Origin of the sequence: Acinetobacter sp. 243_ASPC (assembly GCF_001054715.1) — a bacterium.
Classification (GTDB): domain Bacteria; phylum Pseudomonadota; class Gammaproteobacteria; order Pseudomonadales; family Moraxellaceae; genus Acinetobacter; species Acinetobacter soli.
Genome location: NZ_JVOR01000091.1, coordinates 99,473 through 121,268 on the forward strand (window position 1 = coordinate 99,473; position 21,796 = coordinate 121,268).

General features: G+C 43.9%; 21 protein-coding genes. 13 read left to right on the top strand and 8 right to left on the bottom strand.

The features are described 5' to 3' along the window. Nucleotides 1-62: 62 nt before the first annotated feature. Nucleotides 63-1,034, bottom strand: a complete 972-nt coding sequence (gene puuE / locus ADA42_RS11265; protein WP_004933834.1) for an allantoinase PuuE — start codon at nt 1,032-1,034, stop codon at nt 63-65. A 259-nt stretch (nt 1,035-1,293) separates the two neighbouring features. On the opposite strand from puuE, the gene ADA42_RS11270 reads away from it, so the two are divergent. The 4 genes from ADA42_RS11270 to dsbD all read left to right on the top strand — a co-directional run bounded on the left by ADA42_RS11270 (nt 1,294) and on the right by dsbD (nt 4,991). Further along, complete coding sequence (locus tag ADA42_RS11270) at nt 1,294-1,641, top strand: HPF/RaiA family ribosome-associated protein (protein ID WP_004933837.1); 348 nt, start codon at nt 1,294-1,296, stop codon at nt 1,639-1,641. Nucleotides 1,642-1,819: 178 nt separating this feature from the next. Continuing rightward, the gene (locus tag ADA42_RS11275; RefSeq protein WP_004933840.1) at nt 1,820-2,362 is read left to right on the top strand and encodes an ankyrin repeat domain-containing protein; all 543 of its coding nucleotides are present in this window, start codon (nt 1,820-1,822) and stop codon (nt 2,360-2,362) included. Between the two features lie 16 nt (nt 2,363-2,378). After that, the gene (locus ADA42_RS11280) at nt 2,379-3,146 is read left to right on the top strand and encodes a transporter (RefSeq protein ID WP_004933844.1); all 768 of its coding nucleotides are present in this window, start codon (nt 2,379-2,381) and stop codon (nt 3,144-3,146) included. Nucleotides 3,147-3,167: 21 nt separating this feature from the next. Continuing rightward, nucleotides 3,168-4,991, top strand: coding sequence for a protein-disulfide reductase DsbD (dsbD, locus tag ADA42_RS11285; RefSeq protein ID WP_048765269.1), 1,824 nt, complete (start codon nt 3,168-3,170; stop codon nt 4,989-4,991). Between the two features lie 6 nt (nt 4,992-4,997). Here the strand turns inward: dsbD and ADA42_RS11290 are convergent, their stop codons facing one another. Then, nucleotides 4,998-6,188, bottom strand: coding sequence for a GGDEF domain-containing protein (locus ADA42_RS11290; protein ID WP_048765270.1), 1,191 nt, complete (start codon nt 6,186-6,188; stop codon nt 4,998-5,000). 117 nt (nt 6,189-6,305) lie between these two features. Beyond that, nucleotides 6,306-7,202 carry an alpha/beta hydrolase gene (locus tag ADA42_RS11295; protein WP_048765271.1) on the bottom strand — a complete coding sequence of 299 codons (897 nt, stop codon included), beginning with the start codon at nt 7,200-7,202 and terminating at the stop codon, nt 6,306-6,308. Nucleotides 7,203-7,375: 173 nt separating this feature from the next. On the opposite strand from ADA42_RS11295, the gene ADA42_RS11300 reads away from it, so the two are divergent. Then, nucleotides 7,376-7,813 (top strand): DUF2147 domain-containing protein, encoded by a 438-nt coding sequence (locus tag ADA42_RS11300; protein WP_004933856.1) that lies wholly within the window; start codon nt 7,376-7,378, stop codon nt 7,811-7,813. 65 nt (nt 7,814-7,878) lie between these two features. Here the strand turns inward: ADA42_RS11300 and ADA42_RS11305 are convergent, their stop codons facing one another. Further along, nucleotides 7,879-8,229 (bottom strand): arsenate reductase, encoded by a 351-nt coding sequence (locus ADA42_RS11305; protein WP_039909803.1) that lies wholly within the window; start codon nt 8,227-8,229, stop codon nt 7,879-7,881. Nucleotides 8,230-8,690: 461 nt separating this feature from the next. Beyond that, complete coding sequence (locus ADA42_RS11310; protein ID WP_048765272.1) at nt 8,691-9,512, bottom strand: exodeoxyribonuclease III; 822 nt, start codon at nt 9,510-9,512, stop codon at nt 8,691-8,693. Between the two features lie 38 nt (nt 9,513-9,550). Here ADA42_RS11310 and pyrE point away from each other — a divergent pair, with 38 nt between their 5' ends. The 4 genes from pyrE (at nt 9,551) to ADA42_RS11330 (ending at nt 13,154) form a co-directional block, all read left to right on the top strand. Further along, a complete protein-coding gene (pyrE, locus tag ADA42_RS11315; RefSeq protein ID WP_048765273.1) occupies nt 9,551-10,201 on the top strand; it encodes an orotate phosphoribosyltransferase in 651 nt (216 codons plus the stop codon). 277 nt (nt 10,202-10,478) lie between these two features. Beyond that, complete coding sequence (locus tag ADA42_RS11320) at nt 10,479-11,507, top strand: DUF1852 domain-containing protein (RefSeq protein WP_004933869.1); 1,029 nt, start codon at nt 10,479-10,481, stop codon at nt 11,505-11,507. Nucleotides 11,508-11,530: 23 nt separating this feature from the next. Further along, nucleotides 11,531-12,559: a methionine synthase gene (locus ADA42_RS11325; protein WP_048765274.1), complete on the top strand. Its 1,029-nt coding sequence runs from the start codon at nt 11,531-11,533 to the stop codon at nt 12,557-12,559. Nucleotides 12,560-12,662: 103 nt separating this feature from the next. Beyond that, nucleotides 12,663-13,154 (top strand): flavin reductase, encoded by a 492-nt coding sequence (locus tag ADA42_RS11330; protein WP_048765366.1) that lies wholly within the window; start codon nt 12,663-12,665, stop codon nt 13,152-13,154. A gap of 62 nt (nt 13,155-13,216) precedes the next feature. Here ADA42_RS11330 and ADA42_RS11335 read toward each other — a convergent pair whose 3' ends face one another. The 3 genes from ADA42_RS11335 to ADA42_RS11345 all read right to left on the bottom strand — a co-directional run bounded on the left by ADA42_RS11335 (nt 13,217) and on the right by ADA42_RS11345 (nt 16,690). Beyond that, entirely contained in the window at nt 13,217-13,429 is a 213-nt protein-coding gene (locus tag ADA42_RS11335; RefSeq protein WP_004933879.1) for a DUF1737 domain-containing protein, read from the bottom strand. A gap of 158 nt (nt 13,430-13,587) precedes the next feature. After that, on the bottom strand, nt 13,588-14,733 hold the full coding sequence (locus tag ADA42_RS11340; protein ID WP_241485703.1) for an esterase-like activity of phytase family protein: 1,146 nt from the start codon (nt 14,731-14,733) through the stop codon (nt 13,588-13,590). A 259-nt stretch (nt 14,734-14,992) separates the two neighbouring features. After that, nucleotides 14,993-16,690 (bottom strand): DUF4394 domain-containing protein, encoded by a 1,698-nt coding sequence (locus ADA42_RS11345; RefSeq protein WP_048765275.1) that lies wholly within the window; start codon nt 16,688-16,690, stop codon nt 14,993-14,995. A gap of 574 nt (nt 16,691-17,264) precedes the next feature. Between ADA42_RS11345 and ribA the strand changes: the two genes are divergently transcribed. From ribA to murC, 4 genes are all read left to right on the top strand, one after another. Further along, entirely contained in the window at nt 17,265-17,867 is a 603-nt protein-coding gene (gene ribA, locus ADA42_RS11350) for a GTP cyclohydrolase II (RefSeq protein ID WP_048765276.1), read from the top strand. Between the two features lie 171 nt (nt 17,868-18,038). Next, nucleotides 18,039-18,983: a glutathione synthase gene (gene gshB / locus ADA42_RS11355; RefSeq protein WP_004944798.1), complete on the top strand. Its 945-nt coding sequence runs from the start codon at nt 18,039-18,041 to the stop codon at nt 18,981-18,983. A gap of 241 nt (nt 18,984-19,224) precedes the next feature. Then, nucleotides 19,225-20,322 carry an undecaprenyldiphospho-muramoylpentapeptide beta-N-acetylglucosaminyltransferase gene (gene murG, locus ADA42_RS11360; protein WP_048765277.1) on the top strand — a complete coding sequence of 366 codons (1,098 nt, stop codon included), beginning with the start codon at nt 19,225-19,227 and terminating at the stop codon, nt 20,320-20,322. A 13-nt stretch (nt 20,323-20,335) separates the two neighbouring features. After that, a complete protein-coding gene (murC, locus tag ADA42_RS11365; RefSeq protein WP_048765278.1) occupies nt 20,336-21,790 on the top strand; it encodes a UDP-N-acetylmuramate--L-alanine ligase in 1,455 nt (484 codons plus the stop codon). Nucleotides 21,791-21,796 lie beyond the last annotated feature (6 nt).

The window sequence follows — 21,796 nt, forward strand, 5'->3', positions numbered from 1 at the left end:
AAGCGAAATAATGGAGATATCTATTTAATGATGATGTCTATTTAGATATGTTTTCAGGCGCTTTAAGGTGCCTGATAAGGATGCTGCGTATACCAGTGTTTGGCGATATCGTTACGGCGACAGATCCACACTCGATCATGTGACTGCACATAATCTAAAAAGCGTTGTAGTGCCTTGAAGCGTCCAGGGCGACCTAAAATGCGGCAATGCATGCCGATAGAGAGCATTTTTGGTGCAGTTTCACCTTCAGCATAGAGCACATCAAAGGCATCTTTGAGATACTGAAAAAACTGCTCGCCACTGTTAAAGCCACCCGGTGAGCAAAATTTCATGTCATTCGATTCAAGCGTGTAAGGGATAATTAAGTGCGGTCGGGTGCTGCCATCGGGTTGGGTCAGCGTGGTCCAAAACGGCAGATCATCGCCGTAATAGTCACAATCGTATTGAATCTGTGGGAACTCCGCCAAGAGCTGACGCGTATTGGGGCTATCGCGGCCGGTATACCAACCGATGGGTGTTTCGCCAAAGAGCGCTTCTAATACAGAGAGTGCCTGATCCATATACATGCGCTCAGTCTCAAGATCCATATCTTGATAATGAATCCAGCGCTGCCCATGAGAAACCACATCGTAAGGACTGTTTTTAATCGCGTCTACAATATGCGGATGACGTGCCAAAGCCATACCCACACCAAAAATGGTCATGGGTAGGCCACGTTTTTGAAATTCCTGATGAATCCGCCAAAAGCCTGCACGTGCACCATATTCGTACATCGAATCCATCGACATATGTTTGGACGGGAAGCTTGCTGCACCAATAATGTCCGATAAAAACTGCTCTGAACCGGCATCGCCATGCTCAATATGGTTTTCACCGCCTTCTTCGTAGTTAAGTACGAACTGTACGGCAATTTTGGCTTGATTGGGCCAGTTGGCATGCGGTGGCTGGCCATGATAACCGATTAAGTCGCGAGAGTAGGGGGTAGTGTTCAGTTGCTCGATGAGGTCTTGGCCTCTTAAATACGACGCGGTCACAATCATGCATCCTTTTTGATCAAAATGACGAAAAAAATAAAAAAATCAGCTTGCATATTTTTGAGTATAGACGGATATTGAAGTTAGAGAAGATCTTCAAAGACCCAAAAACAACATCTCACAGATGGATAAAAGGAGATAACAAGCCATTACACAATGTTGATATACAACAGCACCAAATTAAAGCATGCTCAAAACGTGCCAATTAAGTTTTGCATAGATTGTTATATAGAATTACAGATATAAAGAGGATGGGATTATGAATATTGAAATCCGCACAGATAAACACATCCAAAGTAGTGAACGTTTAATTGATTATGTTCGTGCAGAACTTTCTAAAGAATTTCAACGTCATTCAGAACGCATTACCCATTTTTCGGTTCATCTGAGCGATGAAAACGGTGAAAAACGTGGTGATGAAGACATTCGCTGTTTAATCGAAGCGCGCCCGGCAGGTTTAAAGCCAATTGCGGTGAGCCATAAAGCAAGAAATGTCGATCTATCAATTCATGGTGCGATTGATAAACTGAAACGTAACCTTGAACATACCTTTGAAAAACTAGAGCCGACACGTGGTGGTCGAGTTGAATTTGCTGACGAAGAATAAGTCAGTCATCAAAAAAAGCCCGAAAGGGCTTTTTTTATGTCATCACAATTTACAGGTATGATTGGACGACTACACGATTCAACAGTAGTATTTTTCTGAGTATGCTTTAATTCGTATCTAATAAATGAAAAAATAACAGCAAACCTTTCTTTATACTCTTTAGCTTTGTGAGATGCTCATGTTAACAGACCAACAAAAAGCCTTTGTTCAGGCCATCGAAGAATTAGACCTTGAACAGGTTAAACGCCTGTTGGCATCAGGTCTCGATCCGAATTTCATCGATCTTGAAAAAGGCCCGCCAATTTCGATTCTGTGTGACGGCTTGTTTCAGTGGTGGGAAAATGTATGCGAAGCCTATGAATCGGGTGAGCCACTCACTGAAGAGCAAAAGAAGCAACAGCTTCAAGTGCATCTTGATATTTTAGAAGAACTGATTCAGGCCAAAGCCAATCTGCATTTGTGGGATGCAGAGGAGCTCTATGGTCCGCTATGGGATGCGGCAAGCTCAGCGTGTGTCCCGGTGGTACAGCGTCTGCTTGAAGAGAAGGTTGATCCGAATACGCGTGATGAAGAAGGTCTGACGATCCTGTCATCGATCAGTGATTTATTTTTTGATTGTGACTACGACGAAATTGACTGGTCTGAAGCATTAACAGAAGAAAAACAGACATTGGAGTTACTGCGTCAACATGGCGCCAAAATGTCAAAAGAATTGACTTAAAACACAGGGTAAAACGATGAAAAAATTACAAACATTGGTTTTTATATTGGGTACAACGGCCAGCATTAGTAGTTTTGCGGCTGAATTTTCATTTGATCGTCCCGGAACCGGCTTTGGGACTGGTATAACGCCAGTGGGGAAATTGGCATGGGAGCAGGGACTTCCATCGGTCTCTTACACCGAAGCCAATGTCGATGGGGCTAAAGAACGCGTGACCACCGTCAATGGGGACGTGCTTTTACGAACCGGTTTGACGCAAGATTTAGAATTGCAATTGGGCTGGCAGGGGCCATTTTGGTCGCAGTACAAACGTGCAGGCGTTAAAAATGAAACCCATGGTTTGGGCGATATCAGTGTGGGTTTGAAAAAAGCCATTGATCTGAACGATGACCGACTCACGATGGCAGTATTGGCTCAGGCCGTGATTGCTACAGGCAATGACGAGTTTTCTGCACATGATGATATTTATAGCCTAGGCTCGACCGTTGCCTACGACTACAGCGACTTACTTGAAACTTCGATCAGCATGTTTTACGAAGTTCAAAACAGCAACTGGGCGGTCACTGCAGTACCGACACTGGGCTATAAGTTTGGGGGCAAATGGTCAGGGTTTTCCGAGTTTGTGTATCGTAAAGCCGAAAGTCAAGATTATGAATATGGTCTAGGTACCGGTGTGATTTATGCACTGAATGATCGTACCCAGTTTGATGCCAGCGTTGGTGTACAGCTCAATGGTAATGATCGCGGTTACACCGGTGGTTTTGGTGTGTCTTACCTGTTTTAAATCTAAGGTGTAAAAATATTTATGCAGATGTCGATTCGTCTACAAAACAACATTGCCGCGAGCTTGGGTGCATGGATTGTCTTGATCTTCATGCTTGTGCAACATGCGCAGGCTGCTGAAGGATTACTGTCTCCCGAGCAGGCATTTTCGTTTAATGTTGAATCGACCTCTCAGGATCAGGCTGAATTGTCATGGAATATTCAGCCAAATTATTATTTATACCAGCACAAATTTGAGGTGCGCCAAGGTAATCAACCGCTCAGCCTGAAACTACCGAAGGCGATTGATCAGTTCGATGACAACTTTGGTCACACCAAAGTTTATTATGATCAGGTGCATTTTTCGATTCGCACTCAACCTTCACAGCACTATCAAGTAACGTGGCAGGGCTGTGCCAAAGATCGGATTTGCTACCCTCCACAGACCTTCGATTTTGAAACCGATGCTGATGGTCTGATCAATGCGCAAAATACAACTGCGAATGCACCCAAACGCCTGACCGATCTTGCAGGACTTTCATCTGCAAAAAATGAAACCACCGCCACGGCAGCAGATACGGCCACACCAACCAAACCCACAAGTACAGCGCCAGTGGCACAAGATCAGGCATGGACATCGCAACTTGAACAGCATTCACTCGGCTATACCGTTTTGTTGTTTATGGGCTTGGGGGCCTTACTTGCATTTACACCATGTTCACTACCGATGTTGCCAATTTTGACCTCCTTGATTGTGCGCGAAAGCAAGGGTTTCAAAGCGTGGGCTGTGGCATTGACCTTTGTGGTAAGTATGGCGGCTGTGTATGCAGTACTGGGATTGATTGCATCTTCTGCGGGTCTGAATTTTCAGCGCTGGTTACAGCAACCGGCCACCATTATTGGTTTTAGCCTGTTGTTTGTGATGTTTGCCTTAAATTTATTTGGCTTGTTTGAGCTGAAATTACCACAAGCACTGACCAACAAGTTAGATCGGATTCAATCGGTACAACAAGGTGGTACCCTTGTGGGGGCAGCCGTCATGGGCATTATTTCTGCCCTGTTGGTGGGGCCTTGTATGACGGCACCGTTGGCCGGTACCTTACTCTTTATTGCCCAAACCCAAGACCAGCTTCGCGGCGCGTTGTTGCTGTTCTGTCTGGGCTTTGGTATGGGCATTCCGCTGTTAATTGCCACCTTTTTGGGCACCAAAATTTTGCCAAAAGCCGGCGACTGGATGAACCAGATCAAGGTGATCTTTGCCTTTATTATGCTGGCGCTGGCGATTTACTTTATTCGTCCCTTGTTGCCTGATGTCATCATTCAGCTGTTGAGTTTAGTGTTAGGCCTCGGATTTATCATCTACGCGGTGTATCGACTCGTAAAATATCGCGACCAGTTAAAGTGGCTATATATGGTGCTGTTGCTGCTGGTGATTCCGTTTGTCGCCTATGATCAGTATCAACATACGCAGCGTTGGCTCACCGACACACAGGCCTCAAGCAATACATGGCATGTGGCAAATACGGCTGAAGACTTTCAGCAGCTTTTGCAAAATGCGCCTGCCAATCAAGCCGTGATTATTGATGTGTATGCCGACTGGTGTGTGGCGTGTCAGCCGATCGAGCATCGTATTTTAAAAGATGCCGAGGTACAGACTGCTCTTCAGCCGTATTATCTGATCAAGCTGGATTTAAGCCGTTATGATGCCTCTCATCAGCAATTGCTGAATCAATGGGAAATTTTAGGGCCACCCACTTATGTGTTTTTAGATCGTCAGCATAAAGAAATTCGCGGCCTTAGATTGACTGGTGCCTTTAGTAAAAATGAACTTTTGCAACAGGTTCATGCTTTTGAAGCGCAGCGTTAAGACACATCAATGATGTGCAAATTGCTGGATATCACCCGTGTAGCTTTTGACTTGATTTCGACCACAGGCTTTGGCCAAATACAGCGCCTGATCGGCTTGAGTTAAAATTTGCGAGCTATCCTCAGCCTCGTTGCAACTTGCGACACCAAAGCTGGCACTGACCTGAATATGCAGATGTTTAGAGGGCGAAATGATCAGCGTTTCTAGTGCGAGTCTATAACGCTCTGCAACCTGTCGTGCTGCGCGAAGCGAGGTTTGCGGCAACAGTACAATAAATTCCTCGCCACCAAAGCGTCCAATTTTGTCTTGCTGGCGTGAGTGTTGGCGCAGGCATTCAGCGATTGCAATGAGCACTTGATCACCAGTGTGATGTCCATACTGATCATTAATATGCTTAAAGTGATCGACATCCAGCAAAATAATGGCATAGCTTTGGGGAGTGTGATCATGCTGTAATGTATTGAGCGCCTCGTTAATGCTACGACGATTTAAAAGATTGGTCAGAAAGTCTAGTTGACTGAGACGCTTGATTTCATATTCACGCTCGCGCCATTGAGAAAGTAAAATTTCAAATAAACCAAAAAAGCCAATTAGGATAGGCACTGAAAAAAACACCATACTACCCACCCAAAAGTTATGCTGTGCAGGTGATGGTTTTAGGGCAGCGATATTAAAAACTGGTGCATAGGGAATGTATTGCTTCAGGCTTAGATAGCCAGTTATGAGTAGTAATAAGGTCGCTGGAATCAAGGTAATATAAATGAGCCAGCGGTCAAATAAAATTAAACCAATGACCACTGTACTGATATACCCTACTGCGGTGGCGGGGCTTAAAGAACCCGTCATATAGCTGCCATGGTATAGGATCAGCGCAAACAGATAAATAGTGACAATAGGAATAACTTTCTGGATCCAGATTTTATGTGCATGATAATGACACAGATACATCAAGAAAATTAAAAGAGTCAATGTGAGGCTGCAGACCCACATGTCAATTTTGATTAATCTAATATTTACATATTTCCATAGCTCTGGATGTAGCAGTACAAAAAGCTTCCAGATAATCCAGCTCAAAATCATGCCAGATGACAGCAGGATGATGAGTTTGCATTTTTCAAGAACCGTCCAATTAATAATAGGATTCTTCATATACATGCTAAAAATGAAAGACCAAAGTCTAGAATTTGTTTTTGTCATGCCAAATTATCCATGACTTCTATTAGATTTCAGAGTTTAAGATAGCATTTATTATGATGTATCAGATATTTCTTCTTATTATTTTTGAAATGCCGCTGGCAAAATGCCAGCTTGCATTTAATCACGATCAAGTTGATGAGCAAATACGGCAAGATCTGAAATAGCCTGTTTGGCATCATCAAACCATGCATTAAACATATGGAAGTTATGCCACATGCCGGTATAGAGTTTGAAATCAACTTTTACATGCGCAGCTTTTGCATAATCGCGAAAACGCTTGGCATCATCAAGCAAGATTTCTTTTGACCCCACCTGAACCAAGGTTGGTGGCAAACCTGACAGATCTGCAAAAAGTGGCGAAACGCGCGGATCATCACGTGCTATACGTGAGCCGATGTAGTATTCAATGCCAGCTTCAAGTACTTCAATTGAGAGTAAGGCATCGTGCTTTTTATTTAGGCGCAGTGATTCACTACTCAATGTCAGATCTAAAAATGGTGACATTAAAATCAGGCCACTTGGTAAAGGATCCTGATTATCTTTTAAACGCAGCGCCAGAGCGAGCGCCAGATTTGCACCACAAGAATCGCCAGACAAGATGATATCTTTGGCCAAAACACCTTGATCGAGCAAGATATGGTAAATATCGTATAAAGCATCTAATGCTTCTGGAAAACGCGCCTCTGGAGAAAGTGGATAATCGACATGCAGAATTTGCATCTGGGTGCGCGCTGCCAGATCGGTCATAAAGGCACGGTGGGTATTTAAGCTTCCCAGAAAAAAGGCACCGCCGTGAATATGAAAAATAAGCTGTGTCGAAGACGATTGCGGTTTGATTTCCTCGGCACGAACGCCCGCCAAGCGCACTGAACGCACGGTCACGGTTTTATTCACGGGAAAAATCCGGCACATTTGCTCAAGTGCAATTCGCAGCGTTGTGGGTGGCAAGCTAAAACGGCTTGGTGTTCGTATCGTGGTTTTTAAAATTGTTTCGGTAAAATATTGTTTCCACATAATTTACAACCTATAGTGGTGTTGCAGATTTTTACAGTTTATTCGCAATGTATATGTTTTTTCCCCTGCGATTAACAAGGCTACACTAAATAGTCACATACAAAAATTGCATTATTGTTGTGAGTTTTTAATACTATAACTGTCGGTTAAGACTACAAGGATATTGGACAAAAATGAAAAAAATAGCATTGGCATTAGGATTGCTAGGCGCAACGGTTTTGGCAAATGCGGCCGATCCGCTCAATGGTACGGTATGGAAAACCATTGATGATAAAACCAACCAACCCAAAGCGATTGTCAAATTTACCGAGCAAAAAAATGGCACCTTATCGGGTACCATCCAGAATGTGCTTACACCAGGCCAAGAAAATGGCTGTACTGAGTGTGAAGGCCCATACAAAAATAAACCGCTTAAAGGCGTGACCATTGTTCACAACCTGAAGAATACTGGCGGCACCAGTTATGACGGCGGGAATATCATGGACCCAAAAACTGGTAAAACTTACCGACTCAAAGGTGAGATTGCCGAAGGCGGGAAAAAGCTGAACTTACGTGGCTACATCGGTATTTCTGCACTTGGGCGTAACCAGACATGGGTTCGTGTAAGCTAAGTACATGAAGTCATAAATTTGTATTAACAGCCGAATGAGTCATTCGGCTGTTTGCTTTGAACGGTTTAGCCTTTTAATGCCGCATATGTATCGGCATCGAAGCCAACGACAAAACCAGAGTCTGTTTTGAGAACCGGACGTTTAATGATACTTGGCTGCTCAATCAGAGTTTGAATCAGTGTGGCAGTATCAGAAAGTGCTGCTTGTTGTTGTTCTGGGCTGAGTTTGCGCCATGTGGTGCCTTTTTTATTCACTAAAAGCTCTGGGCCGATGTTTTCTAGCCACACACCGAGGGTTTCGGCATCAATACCTTGCTTTTTATAATCGTGAAATGTGTAACGCAAGCCGTTGGCATCGAGTGCATCAAACGCTTTTTTCATTGAACTACAATTTTTGATTCCGTAAATTTCCAGCATGATCATCAACTTTTCTCATCACAAGCGCTTAAGCCTATCTAAAAATCTTAAAAAGCACCAGTGCAACGCCAATCTGTAATCACGTGGAATAACCTTTGCAGAAATACAGACAAACAAGATGCAGATAAAAGTTTGAAAATGTCATAAGATTGACACATGACAGTGTTTAAATAGATTTAAAAGAAGTATGAAGATATAAAAATAAAATTGGATATTTAAATAGAGAAAACCCGCATTTAATCATCCTGATCATGCGGGTCTCATTTCAACGTCCAATGTCACATCCTTGAAATAACCATCCGGTTATCGTATTCGTCCTACGGCGTCCTATCCCTTTGTCATCCTGACATGTCCCTGTGCCGTGTGTGTATAATGCGCTTAAACCTATGAAATAAAAATACTAAATTTCCACAACAAATGTAGGTTTTTGACGTTTATTCAGTGTACGTATGTACACTGAATTAGCTAATTTGATAATCCACAATGACCGGTGCATGGTCGCTAAACCATTCATCTTTATATACCCAAGCATTAACGGTACGGGATTTCCAGTCTGGGGAACACGCATGATAGTCAATTCGCCATCCTACATTTTTAGCACGCGCCTGACCACGGTTTGACCACCACGAGTACAGCTCTGCTTCAGGGCGAACCTCACGAAAAGTATCGACATAACCGAGTTCATCATAAATATGATCGAGCCATGCACGTTCGTGCAGTAAACAGCCCGACGACTTTTGATTGCCCGACCAGTTTTTAATATCGATACGCTTGTGCACGATGTTGTAATCACCACATACGATGATCGATTTATTTTCATCGCGCCATTGCTTTAAGATCTGGGCGTATTGCTCTAAAAACACATCTTTACGCGCCTGGGCTTCATCGCCAGAAGATCCAGACGGAAGATACAAGGAGCAGACATAGGCTGGCTGTTCAAGGCCCAAATCAAACTCGGCGGCAATAAAGCGACCTTGAGAATCAGCCAGTTCAAAGCCCAAACCGTCCTGAACAGCGCGAAAGGGAATACGGCTATAAATCGCGGTACCTGCATAACCTGCACGTTCGGCAGGAAACAGGTGCGTATACCAGCCTTCGGGTTTAAATTTATCGGTCCATTGGGCATGCGTGATGCGGCTTTCTTGCATACATACCACGTCTGCCTCGGACTTTTCTAACCATTCCAGTAGGCCTTTAGTGACCGATGCACGTAAGCCATTTACGTTGATTGAAACGACTCGTAGAATTTTTACATCACTTGGATACTGATCCTTTGGTATCATGCGCAAGTTTGACCTCAATTGATGAATCTGGAGCACCTATGACAACGCCATCGTCTTTTAACCCGCAAGCCTTTATCGAACTCGCGTTATCACGCGGTGTGCTTAAATTTGGTGAGTTTACCTTAAAATCAGGACGTGTCAGTCCGTATTTTTTTAACGCAGGTTTGTTAAACGATGGTGAAGCATTGTCGCTACTGGCGCAAGGCTATGCCGATCAATTGATGCAATGTCAGCATGTCGATGTCATTTTTGGCCCTGCCTATAAAGGTATTCCGTTTGTTGCCGCAACAGCGGTGGCATTATCGCAAGTGCATGGTAAAAGTGTGCCGTGGGGCTTTAACCGTAAAGAAGCCAAAGATCATGGTGAAGGTGGTGTGCTGGTCGGCGCTGCGGTTGAAGGTAAAAAGGTCTGGATTATCGATGATGTAATTACCGCAGGCACCGCCATTCGTGAAGTGGTCACCATTTTAAAAAATGCAGGGGCAACCATTGCAGGCGTGCTGGTGGCACTCGATCGTCAAGAGCGTGGTCATGGCCAATTATCTGCCATTCAGGAAGTTCAAAAAGAGCTTGAGATCCCGGTTCATGCCTTGATCACCATGAAAGATTTAATGAATTATCTTGAAGCCAAAGGTGAAACTCAAGCGTTAGCCAAAATGGAAGATTACCGTTTGAAATACGGCATTTAATATTGAGTAATCAAAAAGGAAGCATCGGCTTCCTTTTTTTATTTGCGATTACATCGCGTGCGCTGAAATGTCATTAATATCAAGATTGCAGAATAAATCACCATTAAAAACGTCCACTGAACCCTTAGATTCATTTTAGCCAATCGCTGAATGCCTTTATTTATGGGGCTATTAGGCTAAACATGAATTTTACTCAGTTTGCTGTGAAACTAAATCATTTTTATTCATCTAAGGCTTCGGGTATAACTGTCTGCATAGAGAATAGGGGCAGATCACCATGAGTAAAGCGTTTGAATTTTCGATTAAGAGTATTCGTTTTGACGAAAATTATCGTCCAGCCGACAATACGCGCATTACCACCAATTTTGCGAATTTAGCCAGAGGCGAAGCTCGTGAAGAGAATCTGCGTAATACATTGACGATGATCAATAATCGTTTCAATGATCTTGCCCAGTGGGATAATCCAAATGGTGATCGTTACGCCTTAGAACTCGATATTATTTCGGTCGGGATTGATGTTGAAGGCAACGGTGAAACGTTTCCAACGATTGAAATTTTAAAAACCACAATCATCGATTATCAAACCAATCAGCGTATAGATGGTATTGTGGGCAATAACTTTTCTTCGTATGTTCGGGATTACGATTTTAGCGTTTTGCTCTTGGAACATAATAAAAATCAGGCAAAGTTTAGCATTCCAGAAAATTATGGCGATTTACACGGTAAAATCTTTAAGTCGTTCGTCAACTCAGCAGCCTACAAGCAGAACTTTGCCAAGCAGCCTGTAATTTGCTTAAGCGTATCGAACACCAAGACTTATCACCGCACGACCAATGAGCATCCTGTACTGGGTGTGGAATATCAACAAGAAGCTTATTCATTGACCGATGAATATTTTGCCAAAATGGGTCTAAAAGTCCGTTATTTCATGCCAAAAAATAGCGTGGCACCACTGGCATTTTATTTCCAAGGTGACTTACTACGTGATTATACCGATCTTGAGCTGATTGCGACCATCAGCACCATGGAAAGTTTCCAGAAGATTTATCGTCCAGAAATTTACAATGCCAACTCAGCCGCTGGAAAAATTTATCAGCCAAGCTTAAAGCATCAAGATTTCTCATTGACACGCATTGTGTATGACCGCGAAGAGCGTAGTCAGTTGGCAATCAAACAAGGCAAGTGGACAGAAGAACACTTCATCAAACCGTACCAAGATATTTTGACGCAATGGGCTGCAACTTACACAGAAACAGGTCATTCGGATAAAAAGACTTACGCTGAAAAAAATTGTGCTGCTGTTTAACTTAAGATAGAAGATTATTGATTATGAAACGTGTATTACCGACATCAACTGCTGGCAGCTTACCAAAACCGTCTTGGATTGCAGAACCTGAAAAACTTTGGTCACCGTGGAAACTCGAAGGCGATGATCTAGTACAAGGCAAACGTGACGCATTGCTTGTGTCTTTGCAAGAGCAGGTACATGCTGGTATTGATATCGTCAGTGATGGTGAACAAACGCGTCAGCATTTCGTGACCACCTTTATTGAGCATCTTGATGGCGTAGATTTTGAAAAGCGTGAAACGGTCCGAATTCGTAACCGTTACGATGCCAGCGTACCAACGGTTGTCGGCGCAGTTTCACGCCAGAAGCCGGTATTTGTAGAAGATGCCAAGTTTCTGCGTCAGCAAACCACACAACCAATTAAATGGGCACTGCCTGGCCCAATGACCATGATCGATACCCTATTTGATGCGCACTACAAGAGCCGTGAAAAGTTAGCGTGGGAATTTGCTAAAATTCTGAACCAAGAAGCGTTAGAATTAGAAGCAGCGGGTGTAGACATCATCCAGTTCGATGAACCAGCATTTAACGTATTCTTTGATGAAGTCAATGACTGGGGCGTTGCCACACTTGAGCGTGCGCTTGAAGGTCTTAAATGCGAAACAGCAGTACATATCTGCTATGGTTATGGCATTAAAGCCAATACAGACTGGAAGAAAACGCTTGGTTCAGAATGGCGTCAGTATGAAGAAGCCTTTCCAAAGCTACAGCAGTCAAAGATCGACATTATCTCACTTGAATGTCACAATTCACGTGTACCTATGGATCTGATTGAACTGATCCGTGGTAAAAAAGTCATGGTGGGTGCAATTGATGTTGCAACCAATACGGTTGAAACACCGGAAGAAGTGGCAGATACCTTGCGTAAAGCCTTGCAGTTTGTTGATGCAGATAAATTGTATCCATCGACCAACTGCGGTATGACTCCACTCGCACGTCACGTTGCACGCGGTAAATTACAGGCCTTGAGTGCAGGTGCCGAAATTATTCGCCGTGAACTTTCAGCCTAAGCGTTTTAATCATCCTGGGGATATAAATGCCTTGGGGTGAATCAGTAAATTCAGTCGGTGACCTGTGCCTGTTGGGCACAGGATTCAATTGAGGAAGATGGGAATGGTTGCAGCAACAGACTTTCGAAACGCAATGTCGTTATTATCCAGTGCGGTCAGCGTTGTGACCACAGCGGGTATGTCAGGGCGCTACGGATTTACTGCATCTGCGGTGTGTAGCGTGACCGATACACCACCTACTTTATTGGTTTGCATGAATCAGTCTGCCAGCTCTCACGCGCATTTTCTCAAAAATAAAATCCTGAGTGTGAATGTACTCGGTGCCCAGCATGAGCAGCTCTCGACAGTGTTTGCATCGAAGCTTAGTCCTGAAGAACGCTTTCAACATGGCCAATGGATTGAGCTGGAAACAGGTTCGCCGGTTTTAAATGATGCATTGGTCAGCTTTGATTGTGAAATCGAGCAAATTCAGCAAGTGGGCACACACACCATTTTTATTTGTCCGATTGTGGCAATTCGTCAGCAGCATCATGAGCAAGGTTTGGTTTATTTCAACCGTGCCTATCATCATGTAGGTGAAACAACGCTGGCGTAAATGACCGTTTAAAAACAGATTTAAATATTAAAAATGCCTGTCACGAGACAGGCATTTTTAATTTAGGCATGTTGTTTGAGCGTTTCGAGCATATCTGCTTCTGGTTCGTAAGCGGCATCCACTTCTTTGGTAATGGCTTGCCCTACAATGACCTGAGTGCCGTTAAATGTCATGGTCGGTGCGCCGTATAATGTCCAGCCCTGATTCAAGGCTTTGCTGACTCTTGCACAAAACTGGGCATCGTCTGGACCGGTTAAATAGCGATAAAGTTGCATGTTATATGTGCTCTATTCGATTAACTGTTTCAAGATACAGTGTCGTGTCACTAAAGCAAGCGAGATGATTCCAGCATCTGAGTGCAGTATCTCGATCCACACTTAAGCGGTTATCGTTTTATTTTAGAGATATGCATCATTTGATTTAAGGCAATACTTCAAAAGCTAAAAACTGGGTATTTTTTTTGATTTTGGAAGTTATTGTCTGAAACTAAAATGAGTGTACGATGGCCATTGGCCAATGTAGGCCCCCAACTGATGCCTTCAATATTTTCAATTTTGATAGAGTTGTATTGAATCGGAAGTTCAAGAAGTGTTTGCTTAGATATAGATTGGTATTGTGCATTGACTAAACTTGAAATTTGACGCACGTCAGTTGTGTTTGGCTGAATCGTTGCCTTCACAATTCGAATCGTATTGCCTACCAAATCGGCATATGCACGTTCAATCACCAAAAATTCATTTTCACTTAATGCCAGCATTTCTGAAACACCATTGTCTGGTCGAAAGGTCTCTGGTGGACTGTCTACCGGAATTTTGGGGATATCATAAGCGTATTGCGCTGTGTTTTGTCCTGTGTTGATATCAAATTTTAAAAACCGAATGACGCTACCATTGTTGATACTGGTCATTGGTCCATCTTGAATTAAGGCATCTTCCGTCGCAGCAAATAATTGTCCTTTGGGTGTTAAGGTCAGCGCTTCAAATAATTTATTACTGCGTCCACCTTGCGTCAGATTATCTTGATAATAAAAAGCTTTTGGAATATCAAATTGTCTAATAATTGAGCCATTTAAGCTATATTCACGTATAAAAGGTTGGTACAGATCGGTGCTGTTGCTGGAATAATTTCCTTCACTTGAGGTATAAACATGACCATTTTGAGCCATTCGTATCGATTCCGGATCGATAGTTTTACGGCCTATCGGATGCAATTGATTATTTTCATTATGTAGATAAATCATTTTATTGATGGTAATGGATGATATTTGGTTGGCATCTAGTGCGATATCTAAAACATAGGCACGAGGATTCGCGACTTCACCACGATCGTCCGAGATCGCCCAATAATGACCTTCACTGTCTCGATCAATTCCAGAAATTCCTCCAAATTCAACCCCATTAAACTGAGTTTGGGCAGCAATGTTATAGTCGCCAATCAAGCGTAGCCCACTGATCGAATTGGCTGTAGAGGGAGAGATTGAGGTGCTATTTTGAGAGTTGCTATTTTTACAACTGATGAATAGAAAACTTAAGCCACAGATTAGGCACAAGCGACTCAATTGACGAGAATATGCGTGCATGAATAAAGCCCCCAGTAATGAGTTATAGGTGCTTTAAGCTAAATCCACTCAGTGTCAATTTAATGAATGTGAATCACTTTTAAAAGGATGTGTTTCTTGAAAAACCTGGTGATTGCTTTTCATGCTGAATAATGTTTTTTTATGTCAGTCTAGATAAGGACTTATAGATCGTCGTGCGGTTGAGAAAGGAATTAAGAAATAAGTCTACGCTTAGGGGGCAGATTCACTCATTCAAAGCAAGTCTGCCCATGCGTATTTTTTACTTCAACAAAATTGCCAGATCAATCAATGGCGCTGTGCTTGACGTACCAATAGTCGATGCTGCCACATTTGGCGTACCATCAACGCTGACTGCTGCGCGTGCGCGGGTATCGCTGGTGGTTGTGGTATTGATATCAACTCGATAAAGCACAGAAGGCCCAGTACTTCCTGCCACTGTTGCCAGTGCCAGACCGTTATCACCACCTGCAATATCAAAGCCGTTGTCGGTGCCCAAGCTAATTCCTAGCCCACCAATTCGGTTAATCGTACCGTTGTTTGGCGGATCTTGTTTGACCAGCGTTTGATTGGTTTGATCAAGATCAAACAGTTCGGTTGCTACGCCACTGATTACAGTTTTGAAGCTGTTGGTATACGCCGCTGCTGTGACAATTGCACCCGCAATGCCATTAATGTCACCATCTTTAATGGTTTCGCCCGTATCGACATTAATACGCAGGCTTTGTCCAGTGTTACTGATCACACGTAAGCGATCCGCCGCAGGGTTAAAGTCCACTGCAAAAGAGGTTCCTTGTAAGCCGGCGTAACTACTACCCGTAGCAGGCTTAAGAGGGGTTACCAAAGTGGCGACGCCTGTATCGGTATTGATGGTATAGAGATTGGCTTTGTTGGTCAGACCGTACAATACGCCAGACTTATCGGTGGTGGTGCGTAGTCGGTAATCGATACCAATAAATTTCTCATCGACCTGTACGCCACTAATTGAACGCTCTTGGACGCTATTTGGTGTGCTCAACGAGAACACCACCAGCTTATTGTTGGCATTTAAGCCAATACCTGTCGCGGTGGTATCTTTGGCACGTTTGAGTGCCAGTCCGCGAATGCCTGAAGTATTGAAGCTGCTGGCCAGCGCCGCACTATTAAATACGGCAGGGTTACTGGTGCCCACATTCCCGACATTAATTTGATACAGTTTGTAGCTTCCTGCCGCTTTTAAGGCCGCATAGCCAACATTACTCACTGGATCGATATCAAAACCGCTGCCACCTTGGAAATCCAGTCCTTCTGCAAGTCGTGCAGAAGTTCCCAGTGTACCCGCATTGGCGTTTTGTAAGTAAATGCTGTCGGTGGTCTGGTCGATACTAAATAAGCGTGTGGTCGCGGTGCCTGCAAATGCATTGGTATAGGCAGCGGCAACAATGACTGGACTGCTGGTGGTCGGGTTGATATCGAGGTCTGTAATCGTCGCACCAGTGTCGACGTTGATGCGTAGATTTTGCCCTGTATTGGTGATGACACGTAAACGATCGGCCACGGGGTTAAAATTGACCGTAATCAGTTCTGCATCGCCATTAATTTTAGTAAAAGGCGCATTACCATCAGTGGTATCTGTCGGGTCAGCCGTTAACTTTCTTAAGAAAGTCGCTGCACCAGTACTCGGATCGACGGTATACAAATTACCTTGTAAGCCAACGGCATAAAGCTTTTCATCTTTCGGACGATAATCGATCCCCACAAGCTGATCGTTGGCTTGCAGCATGGAGATTTTTTTCGATGATACAATCTGATCTGGCGTGTCGCGGTTTACAGAGGCAATGGAGCCATCTGCAGTTAATATGATGGTATCTCCTGTAGCATTTGATGATACGTTATCATCGCTATCGGAGTCTGAGTTGCATCCTGTAATCAAAAGGCAGCTTGCCGATGCAAGTGCCAATGCCAATATACTTTTTTTCATGAGTTTTATTTCCAGCACTGTTTGGAGTGGTTAAACAAGGTACAAGGAATGAGTGATCAACTTCCCCAGTCGCATTTGTTATTCCGCTGTGTTCTAATTGTGTCCTGTATAAATCGTGAACGATTTACTATTCTTAAGTTAGAGTTGTGATCAAATTTTGTAAATAAAAGAATTATTTTTGATCGATGTAAATTGGTCATTTAAATGTAAGTCTTCACGTCAAATTCACATGGTTTATGAGTAAAAAGTAAATAGTGTAAGATTTTCTACACGCTGATACCGATCTGACTAAACAAATCACTATCATCGAACGCTTGGATGCGTTCACAAAAAATTCACTGTACTGTCGTTACCCTAAAATCGAAAATGATGATGTACCAGTGGCTGTAGCACTTTTTTATTGCATATATTGCGGCAAAAACTCACTAACCTTTTGAATCCAGTGGGCCTTCTTCTTATTAAATTCGGATTTAGATTTGTCGCTTCATAGAAGCTATTCAAAGCGCCTGATCTTGTCATTAATGATGATGTATCCGGGTTTGATCTCACTGGTTTTTTACAAGCGGATAAACTCATGGCTATAGAATTCGTTGCAAAATCAAAATTACCGACCGCTTATGGTGATTTCGACATTCATGTGTTTCAAGATCCCAAAACGGGCGAAGAGCATGTGGCGCTGAGTAAAGGCGGTGCGGATCTCTCTGGACAACCCGTGTTGGTGCGCATTCACTCAGAGTGTTTAACGGGGGATGCTTTCGGCTCACTCAAGTGTGATTGTGGTCCTCAATTGCATGCCACGATGAAGATGATTCATGATGCAGGGCAAGGTGTGATTCTGTATTTGCGTCAGGAAGGGCGTGGCATTGGCTTAACCAATAAAATTCGCGCCTATGCATTGCAAGATCAGGGGCATGATACAGTCGATGCGAATTTATTGCTCAACCTTCCTGCCGATGCGCGTCGCTATGATATGTGCTCGATTATGCTGGGTCATCTCAAGGTAGAAAAAGTGAAATTAATTACCAATAATCCTTTAAAAATAAAAGCACTACAAGATTTAGGAATCAATGTGGTTGATCGTGTGCGATTAACAGTCGGACTGAATATTTTCAATCAAGATTATTTGAATACCAAACAAAAACGCATGTCTCACATGTATGAAGAAAGCGATTTTTAATCGGCCTTTCATCAACATTGAAAGTCACAGTTTTCCTGCGCTGTAGTTGAAAAGGCAAAGATTTCGGATCTTTGCCTTTTTTTGTGATCTGTGTTGTTTTATGCTGCTGTTCGGCGTGAGATAAAAAATTCGCTATACTTTTGCCACAACTCAACAGATGAGCGTCAGATTATGCGTGTACTTGTCGTAATGGATCCGATTGAAACGGTGAATCTTAAAAAAGATTCGACTATGGCCATGCTGTGGGCAGCGAGCCGACGAGGTCATCAATTGGGATATGCATTACAGCACGACTTATATATCGATCAAGGTAAGGCCTGTGGTCTGATTGCACCTCTCACCGTATTTGAAGATTACCAGCACTATTACGAACTGGGCGAGAAGCAGAAACAGTCGCTAGCCGACTACGATGTGATCTTGATGCGTAAAGATCCGCCGTTTGACATGAACTTTGTCTATACCACCTACATTTTGGAGCAGGCGGAGCGTGAAGGGGTGTGGATCATCAATAAACCGCAGTCCCTGCGTGACTGTAACGAAAAACTCTTTGCCACGCAGTTTCCAGAGCTACAAGTGCCGACACTGGTAACATCGCAGCAGAGCTTAATCCGTGAGTTCATTCAAGCGCATAGTGATGTGATTGTTAAACCGCTCGACGGGATGGGCGGGATGGGAATTTTCCGCCTGCATCAAGGCGGGCAGAATATTGGCTCAACTTTGGAAATGCTCACAGAAATGGGAACGCGTCCGATCATGGCGCAGCGCTATATCCCTGAAATTGTAGATGGCGATAAACGAATATTGATGATCAATGGTGAGCCAGTGCCGTACTGTTTAGCACGCATTCCGCAAAATGGAGAAGTGCGAGGGAATTTGGCTGCTGGTGGTTTAGGTGAAGCACGTCCACTCACGGAAAATGACAAAAAAATTGCAGCCAAAGTGGGGCCATTTTTACGTGAAAAAGGCTTGGTCTTTGTCGGGCTCGATGTTATTGGAAATTACGTCACGGAAATCAACGTGACCAGTCCAACCTGTATCCGGGAGATCGATGCGCAGTTTGGTACTTCGATTGCCGATATGTTATTTGATGTGCTCGAAGCAGATCGTCCACAGTAAAAAATAAATCACGCTATGTCCTTGTCGGCCAGTGTCTGCAAGGACATTAGATAATTCTAAAAATGATTATTTTGATTTTTATTCAGTTAATATATTTTTTGCTGTAGAACAACCAAAAAACACTATGCTTTATGTTGCAAACACGTGAAATAAGCTTTTCGTTGCGTGTGCTTTAGGATTAGAATAATCCGCTAAATAAATAACTGTTATTTCCCTTGTTTTTGAGCTAAAGAAGTATACCGTGACTGATGCATCACAACGTAAATCCAAACATGTCATGATGATGGCTGCCGGTACAGGCGGTCATGTCTTTCCCGCATTGGCGGTTGCAAAAAAATTGCAGCAACAAGGGTGCCAAGTGGCATGGCTGGCAACACCTGCAGGAATGGAAAATCGACTGCTCAAAGACCAGAATATCCCGATTTATCAGATTGATATTCAAGGTGTGCGTGGCAATGGTGCGGTGCGTAAACTCATGGCACCATTTAAAATCATGAAAGCCACGTACAGTGCCATGCGTTATATGAAGCAGCTCAAAATCGATGCAGTCGCGGGCTTCGGTGGTTATGTGGCAGGGCCTGGTGGGCTTGCCGCGCGTATTTTAGGGATACCGGTGCTGATTCATGAGCAAAATGCGGTTGCAGGCTTTACCAATACGCAGCTCGCACGTGTTGCTGCAAAAGTCTGTGAAGCTTTCCCCAATACGTTTCCTGCACATAGCAAAGTCGTAACCACAGGTAATCCGGTGCGTCAGGAAATTTCAGCCATTCTTAGTCCGAAGTGGCGCTATGACAGCCGTGAAGCAGCTGGCCAACCACTAAATATTTTAATTGTAGGCGGATCGTTGGGAGCACAGGCACTCAATGAACGTCTGCCAGAGGCGCTGTTAAAGCTCGGATTGTCGCTCAATATTTTTCATCAATGTGGGCAAAAACAGCTTGATGACACCCGTGCACGCTATGCCAATGCACCCTCTCATGTACATGTACAAGTGATGCCGTTTATCGAAGATATGGCACAGGCTTATAGCGATGCCGATCTGATCATTTGCCGTGCTGGTGCGCTAACCGTCACTGAAGTGGCAACAGCCGGTGTGGCGGCAGTTTTTGTTCCGTTACCCATCGCAGTGGATGATCACCAAACTGCCAATGCCAAGTTTTTAGCTGATGTCGGTGCTGCCAAAATTTGCCAACAATCTAGCATGACGCCAGAAACGCTCGATGCATTGTTGCGCCCGCTCATGAATCGTCAGTTACTCTCTGAAATGGCCGTGAAAGCCCGCCAACATGCGCAACCCAATGCTACCCAACACGTGGTAGACCTTATTGAAACTTTGTAAGTTAGAGTGCCCTATGTCACCAACAACCCCAGCCGATCAAGCCAAAAAACTCATTAAAGTTCCTGAGATGCGCCGTATTAAACACATTTATTTTGTGGGAATCGGTGGTGCTGGGATGTGCGGCATTGCAGAAGTTTTAAAAAACCAAGGGTATAAAGTATCTGGATCGGATATCAAAGCCTCTAAAACCACGGCACAGCTTGAAGAAAAAGGCGTAAAAGTTTATATCGGACACAGTGCCGAAAACCTGAAAGCTGTAGATGTACTGGTGGTATCGACAGCCATCGATCAGGAAAATCCTGAAATTAAAGCAGCGATGGAACAGCGTATTCCTGTGGTGCGCCGTGCAGAAATGCTGGGTGAGCTGATGCGCTACCGTCATGGGATTGCAGTTGCAGGCACGCATGGTAAAACCACAACCACCAGCTTGCTGACCACCATGTTGGCCGAAGAAAATCTGGATCCAACTTATGTGATTGGCGGTTTGCTCAATCGTACCGGAGTGAATGCTGCGCTCGGTGCAAGTCGCTTTATTGTGGCCGAAGCTGATGAATCCGACGCCTCATTTTTATATTTGCAACCAATGGCCGCCATTATTACCAATGTCGATGCGGACCATATGGATACCTACGGTGGAAGCTTCGACAAATTAAAAGATACCTTTGTTGAGTTTATTCATCGTTTGCCATTTTATGGTTTGGCTGTGGTCTGTGGTGATGATCAGAATGTGCGTGAAATCATGCCACGTTTTGGCCGTCCAACCTTGACCTATGGCTTTAATGAAGACAACGATATTCGTGCTGTGGACGTGGTGCAAGAAGGCATGCAGTCGCATTTTACCGTACTGCGTAAAGATCGAGAGCCACTGCGTCTGACGGTTAATCAGCCAGGGCTGCACAATATTTTAAATGCACTTGCAGCGATTGGTGTGGCCACCGATGAAGGAGTTTCCGATGCAGCCATTGGCCGTGCGCTAGAAGGTTTTAGTGGTGTTGGACGCCGTTTTCAGGTGCAAGGTAAATATGCACTTGGTGATGGAGATGTCAAACTGGTCGATGACTATGGTCACCATCCAAAAGAAGTCGAAGCCACCATTAAAGCGGCCCGCCAAAGCCATCCGGATCGTCGTCTGGTCATGATGTTTCAACCGCATCGTTACAGCCGTACCCGTGACTGTTTCGATGATTTCGTAGAAGTGTTGTCACAGGTGGACCAACTACTGTTGCTCGAAGTTTACCCTGCGGGTGAAAAGCCGATTGTTGGTGCCGACAGCCGCGCCTTGGCACGAAGTATCCGCCTACGTGGTGATGTAGAGCCTATTTTGGTCGATCCTGTTGAAGGCAATTTGCCCAACATCATACAAAAAGTGTTACAAGCAAATGACTTGTTATTGACGCAAGGTGCGGGTAACGTGGGAGCAATTTCAGTCGATCTTGCCCAGCAGCATTTGTATTTAAAATCAGTGTAATGGTTT